Source organism: Ottowia pentelensis (genome assembly GCF_964341695.1).
Genome location: NZ_OZ224513.1, coordinates 534,168 through 550,013, shown reverse-complemented (window position 1 = coordinate 550,013; position 15,846 = coordinate 534,168). Strand labels below are relative to the sequence as shown.

12 protein-coding genes are annotated in these 15,846 nt (G+C 70.9%); 6 read left to right on the top strand and 6 right to left on the bottom strand.

All coding sequences use genetic code 11. From position 1 onward, the window contains the following. Nucleotides 1-5: 5 nt before the first annotated feature. Together ACWHMB_RS02665 and ACWHMB_RS02660 are read left to right on the top strand one after the other, a co-directional pair. Nucleotides 6-548 carry a carboxymuconolactone decarboxylase family protein gene (locus tag ACWHMB_RS02665; protein ID WP_293220483.1) on the top strand — a complete coding sequence of 181 codons (543 nt, stop codon included), beginning with the start codon at nucleotides 6-8 and terminating at the stop codon, nucleotides 546-548. Between the two features lie 99 nt (nucleotides 549-647). After that, on the top strand, nucleotides 648-1,328 hold the full coding sequence (locus ACWHMB_RS02660) for a toprim domain-containing protein (RefSeq protein ID WP_293220480.1): 681 nt from the start codon (nucleotides 648-650) through the stop codon (nucleotides 1,326-1,328). Between the two features lie 27 nt (nucleotides 1,329-1,355). On the opposite strand, the gene ruvB is transcribed toward ACWHMB_RS02660, so the two are convergent. The 6 genes from ruvB to ACWHMB_RS02630 form a co-directional block, all read right to left on the bottom strand. Further along, nucleotides 1,356-2,423 (bottom strand): Holliday junction branch migration DNA helicase RuvB, encoded by a 1,068-nt coding sequence (ruvB, locus tag ACWHMB_RS02655; protein WP_377481788.1) that lies wholly within the window; start codon nucleotides 2,421-2,423, stop codon nucleotides 1,356-1,358. A 13-nt stretch (nucleotides 2,424-2,436) separates the two neighbouring features. After that, the gene (locus tag ACWHMB_RS02650) at nucleotides 2,437-3,900 is read right to left on the bottom strand and encodes a trypsin-like serine peptidase (protein WP_377481790.1); all 1,464 of its coding nucleotides are present in this window, start codon (nucleotides 3,898-3,900) and stop codon (nucleotides 2,437-2,439) included. 15 nt (nucleotides 3,901-3,915) lie between these two features. Next, nucleotides 3,916-4,269 (bottom strand): I78 family peptidase inhibitor, encoded by a 354-nt coding sequence (locus ACWHMB_RS02645; RefSeq protein ID WP_293222482.1) that lies wholly within the window; start codon nucleotides 4,267-4,269, stop codon nucleotides 3,916-3,918. Nucleotides 4,270-4,299: 30 nt separating this feature from the next. Further along, nucleotides 4,300-4,881, bottom strand: coding sequence for a Holliday junction branch migration protein RuvA (ruvA, locus tag ACWHMB_RS02640; protein ID WP_293222484.1), 582 nt, complete (start codon nucleotides 4,879-4,881; stop codon nucleotides 4,300-4,302). Between the two features lie 72 nt (nucleotides 4,882-4,953). Further along, nucleotides 4,954-5,145, bottom strand: coding sequence for a DUF2783 domain-containing protein (locus ACWHMB_RS02635; RefSeq protein ID WP_293222486.1), 192 nt, complete (start codon nucleotides 5,143-5,145; stop codon nucleotides 4,954-4,956). Between the two features lie 23 nt (nucleotides 5,146-5,168). Further along, entirely contained in the window at nucleotides 5,169-6,860 is a 1,692-nt protein-coding gene (locus ACWHMB_RS02630) for an FAD-dependent monooxygenase (protein ID WP_377481795.1), read from the bottom strand. A gap of 84 nt (nucleotides 6,861-6,944) precedes the next feature. Between ACWHMB_RS02630 and ACWHMB_RS02625 the strand changes: the two genes are divergently transcribed. The 4 genes from ACWHMB_RS02625 (at nucleotide 6,945) to ACWHMB_RS02610 (ending at nucleotide 15,836) form a co-directional block, all read left to right on the top strand. Continuing rightward, nucleotides 6,945-7,889, top strand: coding sequence for a PhoH family protein (locus tag ACWHMB_RS02625; protein WP_377481797.1), 945 nt, complete (start codon nucleotides 6,945-6,947; stop codon nucleotides 7,887-7,889). A gap of 274 nt (nucleotides 7,890-8,163) precedes the next feature. After that, nucleotides 8,164-14,496 (top strand): excinuclease ABC subunit UvrA, encoded by a 6,333-nt coding sequence (locus ACWHMB_RS02620; protein WP_447648429.1) that lies wholly within the window; start codon nucleotides 8,164-8,166, stop codon nucleotides 14,494-14,496. Between the two features lie 141 nt (nucleotides 14,497-14,637). Further along, complete coding sequence (locus tag ACWHMB_RS02615; protein ID WP_377481799.1) at nucleotides 14,638-14,955, top strand: high-potential iron-sulfur protein; 318 nt, start codon at nucleotides 14,638-14,640, stop codon at nucleotides 14,953-14,955. Nucleotides 14,956-15,149: 194 nt separating this feature from the next. Then, nucleotides 15,150-15,836: a c-type cytochrome gene (locus tag ACWHMB_RS02610; protein ID WP_377481801.1), complete on the top strand. Its 687-nt coding sequence runs from the start codon at nucleotides 15,150-15,152 to the stop codon at nucleotides 15,834-15,836. Nucleotides 15,837-15,846 lie beyond the last annotated feature (10 nt).

Sequence of the window (15,846 nt, the reverse complement as noted above, 5' to 3'; positions counted from 1 at the left end):
CCGCCATGCGCATCCCCGACTGGAGCCCCGAACGCAAACCTCAGCCCACCGAACTGGTCGACGCCATCCTGGCGCGCCGCGGCGGCCAGTTGCTCAACCTGGACCGCGCCCTGCTGTGGAGCGAGCCATTGGCGCGCGGCTGGAACGTCTACCTGAAGGCCGTGCGCACCGAACTGCCCACCAGCCGCAAGCTGCGCGAGCTGGGCATCTGCACCGTCGCGCTGCTGACCGGCGCGCACTACGAATACCAGCACCACGCGCCCGACTTTCTGGCCGCCGGCGGCACGCAGGCCGAGCTGGATGCCCTGCACCGCGTGCTCGCCGCCGATGCCCGCCGCGCCGCCGACCCGGCGCTGGGCGAAGTCGAGCAGCTGGTGCTGCGCTACGCCGCGCAGATGACGCTGGACGTGCGGGTCGAGGACGCGCTGTTCGACGCATTGAAGACGCACTTCGACACCACGCAGCTGGTCGAGCTGACCAGCGCCATCGCCACCTACAACATGGTGGCGCGCTTTCTGGTGGCGCTGGGCGTGACGCCGGAAGCATGAAGCGCACAGCACCTGCTTACTATCTGTTTAGTAGCGACTTGCGCTTGCTGCACAAGCGCCAGAGGTCGATTTGACCAAGATTCTTTGCGGCACGACCCCATGCACCGCTTTCAGGCCAGCGCCAAACTGATCGACAGCCAGCGGCACGGCGCCGGCTGCGAGCTGTTCCTGGTCGAGGGCGACTCGGCCGCCGGCGCGGTGGCCGCCGTGCGCGACGCGCGCACCCAGGCCGTGCTGCCGCTGCAAGGCAAGCCGCTGAACGCCTGGCGCGCCAGCCCGGCGCGTGTCGCGGCCTACCCGCTGTACCCGCAGCTGGCCGGCGCGCTGGGCCTGCCCTCGGCCACGCCGGGCGCGGACCTGGACCCGGCGGCGCTGCGCTTCGAGCGCCTGCTGCTGCTGCTCGACCCGGACGCCGACGGGGTGCACATCGGCGCGCTGATGCTCCTGTATTTGCAGCGCTTTGCGCCCGCCCTGCTTGCGCAGCAGCGCGTCTGGATGGTCAGGGCCCCAGCCGCCGGCCTGCGCGTGGCCGCGCGCGACAGCGGCGAAATCGAGGACGTGTGGGCCGATACGCCCGAGCAGGCGCGCGCCCTGCGCGAGCACGCGGCGGCGCAGGCCGAGCGCTGGCTGGTGCTGCGCGACTGGGGCTTTCGCGGCCTGGCCAGCCTGCCGCCGGAGGTGCTGCGCGCCACCTGCGTCGATCCGGCCACGCGCCGCGCCGACGCCGTCACGCCGGCGCAGCTGCGGGCGGTGACCGACGTCTTCGGCGGCGCCGGTTGAACGCCGGCCGGCGCGGGCACCCGGGCCTTACGCGCCGAACAGGCCGCCCGCGCCCTGCGGCGCCGCCACGCCCAGGTGCCGGTACGCCGCCAGCGTGGCCACGCGTCCGCGCGGGGTGCGCTGCAGGTAGCCCTGCTGGATCAAGTAGGGCTCGATCACGTCCTCGATGGTGCCGGCCTCCTCGCCGATGCTGGCGGCGATGTTGTCCAGCCCGACCGGGCCGCCGTCGAAACGGTGGATCACCGCCTCGAGCAGCTTGCGGTCCATCAGGTCGAAGCCCTGCGGGTCCACATCCAGCATGGACAGGGCGTCGTGCGCTATCTTTTTCGATATGCGGCCGTCGCCCTTAACGTCCGCATAGTCGCGCACGCGGCGCAGCAGGCGGTTGGCGATGCGCGGCGTGCCGCGCGAGCGGCGCGCGATCTCGAACGCGCCCTCGGCATCGGCCTCGACCTTGAGCAGGCCGGCCGAGCGGGTGACGATGCGCGCCAGCTCGTCGGGGGTGTAGAACTCCAGCCGCGCCACGATGCCGAAGCGGTCGCGCAGCGGGTTGGTCAGCATGCCGGCGCGCGTGGTGGCGCCCACCAGGGTGAAGGGCTGCACGTCGAGCTTGATCGAGCGCGCCGCCGGGCCCTCGCCGATCAGGATGTCGATCTGGTAGTCCTCCAGCGCGGGGTACAAGATTTCCTCGACCACCGGCGACAGGCGGTGGATTTCGTCGATGAACAGGACGTCGTTTTTTTCCAGGCTGGTCAGGAGCGCCGCCAGATCCTTGGGCTTTTCCAGCACCGGGCCGCTGGTCTGGCGCAGCTGCACGCCCAGCTCGTGCGCGATGATGTGACTGAGCGTGGTCTTGCCCAGCCCGGGCGGGCCGAACAGCAGCACGTGGTCCAGCGCCTCGCCACGCTTTTTGGCGGCGCCGATGAAGATCTCCAGCTGCTCGCGCGCCTTGGCCTGGCCGACGTAGTCGCGCAGCAGCTTGGGGCGCAGCGCGCGCTCCAGCGCCTCCTCGCGCGCCGAGGCGGCCGCGCCCGACACCACGCGCGGCGCCGGCTGGCCGGCCGGCGGGGCGAAGTCGTCGACGGTGATGCTCATGCGTGGGCGGTCCTCACTGCGTCAGCCAGTTGCCCAGGCCGCGGTAGAAGGCGCGGTTGAAGCGGCCGAAGAAGTCGGCGCCGCCGGGGTTCTGGCAGCTGGCGCTGCCGCCGTGCAGCGCGCCCACCACGTAGCGCGTGTTGCCCAGCTGCGTCCAGATGGCGGCGCCGCTGCTGCCGGGCTCGGTGGTGCCCTGCGTCCAGCCGATCTGCAGCAGCGAGCCGGCGTCGGCGCTGGCGCTGCTGCAGGTGCCCGTGCCGCAGTTGGCGAAGCCGGTGACGGCGCCCACGCTGTCCTTCTGCAGGTCGCCCTCGGGATGGTGGATGGACACCACGCCGGCCCCCACGCCCACGCCGTCGCCGAAGTAGGAGCCGGCAAACACCACGTTGGCCGGCGGCGCGCTGTTGAGCTGCAGCAGCGTGCTGTCCACGCCCGAATCGGTGAACAGCAGCTTGGCGCCGCTGGTCAGGCGCGTGGACGCCGGGTCGACCTTGGGCGAGCCGTTGCAGGACGCGGCGCGGAAGAACCAGTAGGTGATGAGGCTGGCGGCGCTGGCGTCGTCGGCGATGCAGTGCGCCGCCGTCAGCAGGCGGGGCGTGCGGCTGCCGCGCGTGTCGTTCAGCAGGGTGCCGGTGCACAGGTAGCTGCCGTCGGGCTTGGTGAACAGCAGTTGCGCCACCGAGCGGCTTTCGGCGTCCAGCGCGGGCGTGCACATCACGTCCAGGTTGCAGCGGCCGGCGGTGCCGATGTCGTTTTCGGTCTTGACGGCGGCCAGCGCCTGCTCCACCGTCTGGCTCAGGTGCGACAGTTGCGGCACGGCCAGCCGCAGCTGGGCCGGGCTGGCGCCGGGCGACAGTTGCAGCTCCAGCGTGCCGACGGCGCCCGGCGTGTCGGGGCCCCACAGCAGGGCGGCCGCGCCTTGCGGGGCCTGGGCCGCCGCCTGCTCGACCACCGGCGATCCGGGCGCGCCGTAAAAGCGCAGCCGGGTGCCGGCCGGCGCCTCGTCCACGCGCACGCCCAGGCGCAGGGCCTGGGCGCCGGGCGAATCGAAGGCCAGCGCCGCCACCTGGCTGCCGTCGGGCAGGGGCTGCCACTGCAGGCGCGCGGCCAGCGCGGCGGCGTCGGCGGTGGCGGCGACGGCGCGGCCGACGCCGATTTGCAGCGGTGCGCTCTTGCCGTCACCGGCGCTCAGTTTGAGCGCCGCCAGCGGCCCCAGTTCGACCCGCGGCACCACGGTGCCGGCCGGCAGGCGGCTGACCGCGACGGCGGCCGGCGCGGACAGGGCAGCCTTGTTGGGCAGGGCGGCGGTGTCCAGCGGCTCGATGCGGTCGGCGGCCGCGGGCGGCGGTGCCGGCGGCGTGGGGGTGGGCGCGGGCGGCGGCGCGGGCGGCGGGCTGTCGGAGCCGCCGCCACAGGCGCCGAGACCAAGGGCGAGGACGCAGGACAGCGCCAGGGCGATGCGATGTGAAGGGGTCATGCGAAGAGTCTCAGGTCAACCACAGTTCACGCGGACGACGCGGCCGGCGGCATCCACCACCACGTTCAGGCGTCCGGCCATGTATTCCTTGGTCACCATGCTGTCGGGCCGCAGCATGCGGGCGCGGTCGGCGCCGGCGGCGGCCAGGGCCTGCGCCAGCGTGTCGGCGCCCCAGGCGCTGCCGACCAGGAACTGCGCCGCGTCGGCCCGGCACTGGTTGCGCGGCGGCTGGCCGCTGTCGATCTGCGTCACGCCGGGCGGCGGCGCGGCGGCGGCCGGGGCCGGCGCCGTGGCGCTCAGGCCGTTGCAGGCCGACAGGGTCAACAGCGAACCCAGGGTGAGCGGTGCGGTCAAGGCAGTCCAATGCATGCGGCAGTCCTCCAGTCGATGCACCGCACTTTATCGGCTCAGCACCTTCAGGGCCAGCTTGATGCCCTCGCTGACCCCGACGTCGGCGGGCAGGTTCTTCAACGCCAGTTGCGCGTCGCGCTCGGTGTAGCCCAGGGCCATCAAGGCCTGCGCGATGTCGTTCTGGGCATCGGACGCGGGCGTCGCCGCCGCGCCGCCCGGCCCCAGGTCGGCGCCCAGCTTGCCCTTCAATTCGAGCAGCAGGCGCTCGGCGGTCTTCTTGCCGATGCCGGGCACCTTGACCAGGCGCCCCGCCTCCTGCGCCGTCACGGCCCGCGCCAGCTCGGCCACGCCCAGGCCCGACAGCACGGCCAGCGCGGTGCGCGGCCCGACGCCGGAGATCTTGATCAGCTCGCGGAAGGCCTGGCGCTCGGCCGGCGTGGCAAAGCCGTAGAGCAGCTGCGCGTCCTCGCGCACGATGAACTGGGTGAGCAGGCGCACGGCCTGGCCAACGGCGGGCAGGTTGTAGAAGGTGCTCATGGGCACCTGCACCTCGTAGCCGACGCCGTGGCAGTCCACCAGCACCTCGGGCGGGTTCTTCTCCAGCAGGGTGCCGGTCAACTGGCCGATCATTCGTTCCTGTCCTTTGCCGCATCGCCCCGGGGCGCGGCGATTGCAGCGGGCATTATCGGCGTGATCGGGGCCTCACAAATCCTGCAGCGCCGCCTGCACCTGCCGCTCGAACAGCGCCGCGTCCGCCAGCGCGTTGGCGTTCAGCAAGGCCAGCTTGACCAGGAACAGGTCGGCCTTGTCGGCTCCTGCCTGATCGATCGCCAGGGCCAGCGTGTCGTAGACCGTCTCCAGCCCCTCGATGGGCAGTGCGCTATCTGGGTTCATGGTGTTCTTCCTTTCGAAGTCATTCATTGGGGCAACGCCGTCTGCAGGGCGGCGCGCAGACGGGTGGCGTCCAGCGTGAGCCAGCGCGCGCACACATGCTGGTCGGGGCGCAGCAGATAGGCCGCACCGCCGGCGGACACGCCATAGCGCCGGCGGCAGCGGCCGTCGGCATCGGCCAGCACCTGGTCGGCGCCGGCCACCGGGCCGGCCGCGCCCACCGCCGTCACGCGCAGCGGCACGCCGCGCGCGCGCCACTCGGCCAGCACCGCCTGCAAAGGCGCGGGAATGGCATCGGCCTCGGTGAAGTAGAGCAGCTCGAAGCCGCCGCCCAGGTGATCCAGCAGGAATTCGTCGGCGCCCAGGCGCACGTTCCGGGGCGGCGCGCCATGCGCGGGGCCGTCGGTGAACAGCCCGTTGTCGTCGCCGGGGCTATTCAGCGCCGAGTGCGTGTATTCGTGCGGACGCGAGGTGCGCCAGTGGTAGAGCGGGCGCACGAACTCCTGCGTCAGCGACAGCGACAGCACCGCGTCGCGCAGCAGCCTGAAGCCCCGGCTGGGGGGAGTCATGAAGCGGGTGCTCTTGCCGCCCTCGTCGATGATCTCGCGCGCCGCGCCCACGCGTTCGGCGCTGTGGTTGGCCAGCAGGGCCTTGCCGGCCAGGCCCTTGACCACGAAGGCCAGGTGCCAGGCCAGCGACTGCGCGTCCTGGAACGCCGTGTTGGCGCCGCGCACGCCGAAGATCGGCAGCAGATGGGCGGCGTCGCCGGTGAAGAGGACGCTGCCGTGCACGTAGTCGGGCAGCGTCAGGGTACGCGCCGAATACACCGAGCACCAATCCATCTCCCAGGGCTGGCCGGCATGGCCGATCATGGCCAGCTGGGCGTCGATGCGCGCCTTCAGCGACTCGGGCCGTAGCGCGTCCTCGGGCGTCTCGCCGGGCGGCAGCTGGTAGTCCACGCGCCAGATGCCGTGCGGCTCGCGGTGCATCAGGATGGTGTTGCCGGGGTTCCACTCGGGGTCGAAGAAGGCCAGGCGCTCGGTGGGCAGCGGCAGGTCGATCTGGATGTCGGCGATGACGAAGAAGCCCTCGTAGGAGGAGCCCTCCATCTGCAGGTTCATGGCCGTGCGTATGCCCGAGCGGCCGCCGTCGGCCGCCACCAGCCAGTCGGTCTGCAGCGGGTATTCGCCCTCGGGCGTGTCCACGGTGAGCAGGGCATGACCGTCCTTTTGCTCGACGGACTGCAGCTTGTTGCCCCAGCGGAAGTCGATCAGCGGGTGGGCCGCGCAGGCGTCGTACAGGTACTCCTCCATGTACTGCTGCTGCACGTTGAGCATGGGGAAGAAGCGATCGTCCTCGTCGTGCGGCGCCTCCATGCGGAACACGCGCCGGCCGCGGTAGTAGGAGTTGCCGTAACGCCAGGGCAGGCCGCCCTCGGTCATGCGCCCGGCCACGCCCACCTGCTGCAGGATTTCCATCGAGCGGCGCGTAAACACGATGGCGCGGCTGCCCTGGGAGAGCTGCAGCTCCGCGGTCAGCACCACGCTGGCCACGCCGTGGCGCGCCAGCTCCAGCGCCGTGACCATGCCGGCCGGGCCCGAGCCGGCGATGACCACCTTCTGGCGCGCCTGCGCCGCATGGGCCGAGGGCAACCAGGGCGCGTGGACCTGGTAGCGGTAGTAGATGGAAGGGCGGGGAGTAGAGGATGGCTGGTGCATGGACGGTTCTTCCTGGGATGCCGGATCGGCGGCGTGGGGGGCGGTGCGGCAAGCCGCCCCGCGCCGATGCGAGACAATGCCACGGTGATTCTCCGCCACGCCTTCACTCCCCTGTCCAACACGCGCCTGGCGCACCTGTGCGGCCCCATGGACGAACACCTGCGCACCATCGAGGCGGGGCTGCAGGTGGCCATCTCGCACCGGCAGGAGCAGTTCAAGATCGAGGGCGCCAAGAAGCACGCCGAACGCGCGCTGGTGGTGCTGCAGGCGCTGTACGAGATCGCCGCGCGCCCGATCCGCGCCGACACCGTGCAGCTGATGCTGGCCGGCGACGAGCGCGCCGGCGCCGAGGCGGCCGACGGCAGCCGCCTGCTGAGCACGCGCCGCACCGACCTGAAGGCGCGCACGCCCAACCAGAGCGTGTACCTGGACAACATCGCCGGCCACGACATCACCTTCGGCATCGGCCCGGCCGGCACCGGCAAGACCTTTCTGGCCGTGGCCTGCGCGGTCGACGCGCTGGAGCGCCAGGCGGTGCAGCGCATCCTGCTGACGCGCCCGGCGGTGGAGGCCGGCGAGCGCCTGGGCTTTCTGCCGGGCGATTTGACGCAGAAGGTCGACCCCTACCTGCGCCCGCTGTACGACGCGCTGTACGACCTGATGGGCTTCGACCGAGTGGCCAAGGCCTTCGAGCGCGCGCAACTCGAGATCGCGCCGCTGGCCTTCATGCGCGGGCGCACGCTCAACCACGCCTTCGTCATCCTGGACGAGGCGCAGAACACCACGCCCGAGCAGATGAAGATGTTCCTCACCCGCATCGGCTTCGGCAGCAAGTGCGTGGTGACCGGCGACATCAGCCAGATCGACCTGCCCAAGGGCACCACCAGCGGCCTGATCGACGCCGAGCGGGTGCTCAAGCGCGTCAAGGGCCTGGCCTTCACCCGCTTCACCAGCCGCGACGTGGTGCGCCACCCGCTGGTGGCGCGCATCGTCGATGCCTATGACGCGCAGCGCAAGGCGAGCGCTTGAGACGCCCAAACCGCCAAACAGCCGAACGCAGAGGACGCAAAGGATTCGCAAAGGGCGCAGAAGAAGAAATCCAGAAATTCTTGATGAAAACCAAGGCGCAATGCCCGTTGTTAGCTTTCATTTTGAAAGCAATCCAATTGAATTTTTTGCGTCCTCTGCGAGTCCTTTGCGCCCTCTGCGTTCGGCTGTTTTTGCTCGCATCCGCATGACCCTGCGCCCGTGATGCCGCCCCCGCCTCTCTAGAATCTTCGGGCTTCTCCTGACTGGACCCGACATGACGCACGGCCTGATCCGCATCCGCGGCGCCCGACAGCACAACCTGAAGAACCTGGCCCTGGACCTGCGCACCGGCGAGCTGACGGTGGTGACGGGCGTCAGCGGCTCGGGCAAGTCCAGCCTGGTGTTCGACACGCTGTACGCCGAGGGCCAGCGCCGCTACGTCGAAACCTTCAGCGCCTATGCGCGCCAGTTTCTCGACCGCATGGACAAGCCGGCGGTGGACCGGATCGAGGGCGTGCCGCCGGCCATCGCCATCGACCAGACCAACCCGGTGCGCAGCTCGCGCTCGACCGTCGGCACGATGACGGAGCTGAACGATCACCTGAAGCTGCTGTTCGCCCGCGCCAGCCAGCTGTTCGACCGCCAGACCGCGCTGCCGGTGCGGCACGACACGGCGGAGACGATTTATGCCGAGCTGGTGGCGCGCAGTGCGCGCTTCGCCGCCGGGCCGCCCCAAGGCGAAGCAGCCCCCTCGGGGGGCAGCGCAGACACGCCAGTGCGGAGCGTGGGGGCCAATACCAGCGATCCCCGATTGATCGTCACTTTCGCCGTGGAACTGCCCGGCAGCGCCACCGCCGACGACGTGGCGCAGTGGCTGTCGGCGGCCGGCTTCACGCGCGTGCAGGCCGAGCGCACCGAGGGTGATCGCAAAGTCCTCGATGTCGTTGCGGATCGTTTTCGCATGGGCAGCGTCGAAAAGGCGCGCGCCGTTGAAGCCATTGAGTTGGCGCTGCTGCGCGGGGCTGGGCGCATGAGCGTCTACGCGCTGCAAGAGGAAGGCGATGCGGACCTGTGGAGGTTTTCGACCGGCCTGCACTGCCCCGAAAGCGACCTGCGCTATGGCGACCCGCTGCCCTCGATGTTCAGCTTCAACTCGGCCGTGGGCGCGTGCGAGACCTGCCGCGGTTTCGGCCGCGTGATCGGGGTGGACTGGGGCCTGGTGATTCCGGACGAACGGTTGACCCTGCGCGCCGGCGCCGTCAAGCCGATCCAGACCCCCGCCTGGAGCGAATGCCAGGACGACCTGATGCGCCACGCCGAGGCCGCCGGCATCCCGCGCGACACGGCCTGGAACAAGCTGACGCCCGAGCAGAAGCACTGGGTCATCGAAGGCACGCCCAACTACAAGGAAGGCCACTGGAACAAGCAGTGGTACGGCATCCGGCGCTTCTTTGCCTACCTGGAGACCAAGGCCTACAAGATGCACATCCGCGTGCTCTTGTCCAAGTACCGCAGCTACACGCCCTGCCCGGCCTGCGGCGGCGCGCGCTTGAAGACCGATTCGCTGCTGTGGCGTGTTGGGTCGAAAGAAGATGCCGACACCGTGCTGGAGCCCGCGCAGCGCTTCATGCCGCAGGGCGTGGCGTGGACGCGCGAGCAGCTCGAGGCGCTGCCGGGGCTGTGCCTGCACGATCTGATGCTGCTGCCGATCGAGCGCTTGCGGCGCTTTTTCATGCGCCTGGACACGCCCTCCCCCACTGGGGGAGGGTCGGGGTGGGGGCTGGCAGCGCCCGCAGTCGACGCCGCCAGCCCCTCACCCCCACCTGCACCCCACGAAGCAGAGCTTCGCGGGGGCCCCGCGCCCTCTCCCCAGAGGGGCGAGGGAGCAACAGCCCTGGCCCGCAAGCTCATCCTGGACGAAATCCAGACCCGCCTGAAGTACCTGTGCGACGTCGGCATCGGCTACCTCACGCTGGACCGGCAAAGCCGCACCCTGAGCGGCGGCGAGGTGCAACGCATCAACCTGACGACCGCGCTGGGCACGTCTCTCGTCAACACCCTGTTCGTGCTGGACGAGCCCAGCATCGGCCTGCACCCGCGCGACATGGACCGCATCACCCAGGCCATGCAGCGCCTGAAGACGGCCGGCAACACCCTGGTGGTGGTCGAGCACGACCCGGCCGTCATGCTGGCAGCCGACCGCGTGCTCGACTTCGGCCCCGGCCCGGGCGCCGCCGGCGGGCGCATCGTGTTCGACGGCACACCGGCCGAGCTGCGCGGCGCCGACACGCTGACCGGCCAGTACCTGGGCGGGCGCAAGTCCATCGGCCTGGGCTTTTCGCGCCTCGTGCAAGACAACACGCCGCGCCTGATCCTGGAAGGCGTGCGCGAGCACAACCTCAAGGGCTTCGACGTCGCCTTTCCGCTGCAGCGTCTGGTCACCGTCACCGGCGTGTCGGGCTCGGGCAAGTCCACGCTGATCCAGGACGTGCTGGCGCCGGCGCTGATGCGCCACTTCGGCCAGGCCACCGAAGCGCCCGGCGCGCATGAGCGCCTGCTGGGCGCCGAACAGCTGGCGGGCGTGGTCTTCGTCGACCAGTCGCCCATCGGCAAGACGGCGCGCTCCAACCCCGCCAGCTACGTCGGCGCCTGGGACGCCATCCGCAAGCTGTTTGCCGACGCGCCGCAGGCCCGCCAGCGCGGTTACACCGCCGCCAAGTTCAGCTTCAACTCGGGCGACGGGCGCTGCCCCACCTGCGGCGGCTCGGGCTTCGAGCACGTGGAGATGCAGTTTCTCAGCGACGTCTATCTGCGCTGCCCCGACTGCAATGGCCAGCGCTACCGCCCCGAAATCCTCGAAGTGCGCATCGACCGTCCCCAAAAATCGGGGTCAGATCAACATTTTCAACAGGCGGCCGAGGCGTTGGCCGCTCTCGGCAGCAGCCAGAAATTGTCATCTGACCCCCATTTGAAGACGCGGCACCTGAACGTGGCCGACGTGCTGGAGCTGACCGTGGCCGAGGCGGTGCAGGTGTTCGCGCGCGACCGCGAGGTGGTGCGCGCGCTGCAGCCCATCGTGGACGTGGGGCTGGACTACGTGCGGCTGGGCCAGCCGGTGCCCACGCTGAGCGGCGGCGAAGCGCAGCGGCTGAAACTGGCGGGCCACTTGGCCGAGGCGGCGAAGAACACATCGGTCAGCCGCCAACCGATGGCGCGCAAGGGCCAGCTGTTCTTGTTCGACGAGCCGACCACCGGCCTGCACTTCGACGACATCGCCAAGCTGATGCGCGCGCTGCGCAAGCTGTTGGATGCCGGCCATTCGCTGATCGTGATCGAGCACAACCTGGACGTGATGCGGGCCAGCGACTGGCTGATCGACCTGGGCCCCGAGGGCGGCGACGCCGGCGGGCGCATCGTGGCGCAGGGCACGCCGGCGGACGTGGCGCGGCATCCCAGCTCGCACACCGGCGCGGCGCTGCGCGAGTACGAGGCGGCGCTCGGCCAGGGTGCACTGGCCGCGCACGAAGCCAGTTCGCTATACAAACAGAAGCTGCTCGCGCTTGCTGCACAAGGGCCAGCGGCCGAAAACATTCAAATCCTGCGCGCACGCGAGCACAACCTGAAGAACCTCAGCGTGCAGGTGCCGCGCGGCCGCTTCAGCGTGGTCACGGGCGTGTCGGGCTCGGGCAAGTCCACGCTGGCCTTCGACATCCTGTTCAACGAAGGGCAGCGCCGCTACCTCGAATCGCTCAACGCCTACGCGCGCTCCATCGTGCAGCCGGCGGGCCGGCCCGACGTGGACGCGGTCTACGGCATTCCGCCCACGGTGGCGATCGAGCAGCGCCTGTCGCGCGGCGGGCGCAAGAGCACGGTGGGCACCGTCACCGAGGTGTGGCACTTTCTGCGCCTGCTGTACGTCAAGCTGGGCGTGCAGCACTGCGTGCACGACTTTGCTGCCGTGCAGCCGCAGACGCCCGAGCGCATTGCCGCGCAGATCATGACGCGCCACCGCGGCCAGACCATCGGCCTGCTGGCGCCGCTGGTGGTGGCGCGCAAGGGCGTCTACACCGAGCTGGCCGACTGGGCGCGCCCGCGCGGCTTCACCCACCTGCGGGTGGACGGCGAGTTTTTGCCCACCACCGGCTTTCCGCGCCTGGACCGCTTCAAGGAGCACACCATCGAGCTGCCGGTGCTGAGCCTGCCCGTCACCCCCGGCAACGAGGCGCAGCTGCGCGAATCGCTGGCGCGCGCGCTGGAGCACGGCAAGGGCGTGGTGCACGTGCTGCACGACATCGCCGGCCTGCGCAACGCCATGGAGACCGGCACATCGACCGCGCACATCGGCCGCATCGAGGTGTTCTCGACCAAGCGCGCCTGCCCGGTCTGCGCCACCAGCTACGCCGAGCTGGACCCGCGCCTGTTCTCCTACAACAGCAAGCACGGCTGGTGCCCCGACTGCGTGGGCACCGGCGTCAAGCTGACGCGCGAGCAGCGCAAGGCGCTCGACGATTCGGTGCTGGCCGCCGACGAAAAGGGCCGCGAGCAGACCTTTGCCGAGCCCGAGGTGGACGACCTGACCGAGCAGCCCTGCCCCAGCTGCCAAGGCACGCGGCTGAACCCCGTGGCGCGCGCGGTCTTGCTGGATATTTCTCCTCCCCCCGCTGGGGGGAGGCAGGGAGGGGGGCAGACCATGGTGGATGGGGACGCGCCACTGGCCCCCACCCCAACCCTCCCCCAGGGGGGGAGGGAGCTCCCTCACCCCAACCCTCTCCCCGCGGGGGAGAGGGAGTCAACCCAAGGAGCCGCCTTGCCCCCTCTCCCGCTGGCGGGAGAGGGTGGGGGTGAGGGTCAGGGCATTTCCATCACCGCCCTCGCCCGCCTGTCCGTCGAAGACCTGCACGCCTGGTTCAACACCCTGCGGCTTGAAGGCCGCAGCGCCGACATCGCCCGCGACCTGCTGCCCGAAATCCAGGGCCGCCTGCGCTTTCTGGAGCAGGTCGGCCTGGGCTACCTCACGCTCGACCGCGGCGCGCCCACGCTCAGCGGCGGCGAGGCGCAGCGCATTCGCCTGGCGGCCCAGCTGGGCAGCAACCTGCAGGGCGTGTGCTACGTGCTGGACGAGCCCACCATCGGCCTGCACCCGCGCGACAACGGCATCCTGCTGGGCGCGCTGAAGGACTTGAGCGAGCAGGGCAACACCCTGGTGGTGGTCGAGCACGACGTCGACACCATCCGCGCCGCCCAGCACCTGATCGACATCGGCCCCGGCGCCGGCCTGCGCGGCGGCCGCCTGGTGGCCGAGGGCACGGCGGCCGACCTGCAGGCCGCGCCCGACTCGGCCACCGGGCGCTATCTGTTGCACGCCATGCGCCACCCGATGCAGGCGCGGCGGGTGGTCTTGCCCCCTCGCCCGCTGGCGGGAGAGGGTGGGGGTGAGGGCATGGGCGCAACAACCATCGCCGCCGCCCATTCCACCGCTGCCGGCCCTCACCCCAACCCTCTCCCAGAGGGAGAGGGAGCAATAGGCTGGCTGAGGGTGGCGGGCGCCAGCCTGCACAACCTGCAAGACGTCGATGCCGCCGTGCCGCTGGGCCGCCTGGTGGCCGTCACCGGCGTGTCGGGCTCGGGCAAATCCACCCTGGCGCGCGACGTGCTGCTGGCCAACGTGCAGCGCTTCGTGCGCCCCGACTCCAAAGCCAAATCGACCGTTCGCGCCGATGCATCAAGCGCCAACAGCTATCAAATCAATGGTCACGGCCTGATCGGCTGCAGCGCCATCGAGGGCTTCGGCGCCATCGACCGCGTGCTCGAAGTCGACCAGACGCCCATCGGCAAGACCCCTCGCTCCTGCCCCGCCACCTACATCGGTTTCTGGGACGCCATCCGCAAGCTCTACGCCGAAACGCTGGAAGCCAAGGCGCGCGGCTACCTGCCCGGGCGCTTTTCCTTCAACACCGGCGCCGGCCGCTGCCCCGCCTGCGAAGGCCAGGGCCTGCGCACCATCGCCATGAGTTTTCTGCCCGACGTCAAGGTGCCCTGCGAGGCCTGCCACGGCGCGCGCTTCAACCCCGAGACCCTGGCCGTCACCTGGCGCGGCCAAAGCATCGGCGACGTGCTGCGCATGGAGGTCGACCAGGCGGTGGACTTCTTCGCCAGCATGCCGGCCATCGCCCACCCGCTGCAGCTGCTGCAGGACGTGGGCCTGGGCTACCTGACGCTGGGCCAGCCCTCGCCCACGCTCAGCGGCGGCGAGGCGCAGCGCATCAAGCTGGTGACCGAACTGTCGAAGGTCCGCGACGACATCGGCCGGCGCGGCCAGAAGGCGCCGCACACCCTGTACGTGCTGGACGAGCCCACCGTCGGCCTGCACATGCAGGACGTCGAGAAGCTGATCCGCGTGCTGCACCGCCTGGTCGACGGCGGCCACAGCGTGCTGGTGATCGAGCACGACCTGGACCTGATCGCCGAGGCCGATTGGATCATCGACCTGGGCCCCGAAGGCGGCGCCGGGGGCGGGCGCATCGTCGCCGCCGGCACGCCCGAAGCCGTGGTGCGCGCCGGCACGCACACCGGCGTGGCGCTGGGGCCGGTGCTGGCGCGCGCCTGAGCCGGGTCGCCGCGCGCGCATCACGGCAATACCGATACCACCCACGTGGTTACCCGCGCGGCGCCGAGTTGACGCCGGTCAAGCGCCGTACGCTGGCCCCCGCAGTGCCTCGATGCGAGGCCTCTGCCAAGGAGCACGCACATGAAGTTCGAAGTCACTTCCGATCGTCGTCGTTTCTTCCAGGTCGCGGTCGCCGCGGCCGCCCTGCTGGGTTCGCTGCCGCGCCGCGCCTGGGCCGCGCTGCCGCACCTGAGCGTCGACAAGAGCGCCACCGCCAAGGCCCTGAACTACGTCGAGGACGACACCAAGGCCCCCGCGCCGCACAAGCCCGGGCAAGACTGCATGGCCTGCGTGCACTACCAGGGCAAGGCCGGCGACGCCTACGGCCCCTGCGCCCTGTTCCCCGGCTTCGACGTCGCCGCCAAGGGCTGGTGCAGCGGCTTCCAAGCCAAGAAATAAGGGCCTGACCCCGGCGGGGCAGGTCACCCCACACCGCCGATGCATGGCGCCGGCTGGCGCGTGCACGTGAGTGTGACGCCACGGCCAGTGCCGGCGACAAGCGCATGGCGCGCGGACGCGGCCCCGTCCACACAGCGGCTTGCCAGCGCACCCACGACCGCTATCATGCCGGCGTCACCACGCGCATCGCGGCCATGAACCTGCCATCCGCCACCGTTGGAACGCCGGCGCTGCATCGGGGCTTGGCCCTGCTGGCTGCGGGCCTGCTGGGTGCCAGCCCCGCCTGGGCGGCCCCGGCCGATGTGCAGCACGGCGCGGCCATCGCGGCCCAGGGCGTGCCGCCTGCAGTCGCGGCCTGCGTCACCTGCCATGGCGCCAAGGGCGAAGGCGGCCCCGGCTTTCCGCCGCTGGCGGGCCAAGGCGCCAGCTACCTGCGCGAGCAACTGGACGCCTTTGCCGACGGCACGCGCGCCAACGCCATCATGGCGCCCATTGCCAAAGGTCTGGATGCGTCCGCGCGCGCCGACGTGGCCGCCTGGTTTGCCAGCCTGCCCTCGGGCATCGCGCCGCAGGCGGCGGGCCCGGCCGACCCCAAGGACCAGGGCGCCTGGCTGGTGGAGCGCGGCCGCTGGGCCGACGGCATCCCGGCCTGCGCCAGTTGCCACGGCCCGGGCGGCGCAGGGGTGGGCGAGCACTTTCCGGCGCTGGCGCGCCTGGGCGCGGCCTATATGCAGGCGCAGATCGACGCTTGGAAAAGCGGCCAGCGCCCGCCCGGCCCGCTGGGCCTGATGCAGGGCATCGCCAAAAAGCTGAGTCACGACGACATCAGCGCCGTCGCGCAGTACTACGCCAGCCGGCCCCCGTCGGCCGGCCAGCCGTGATCGAGGGGCC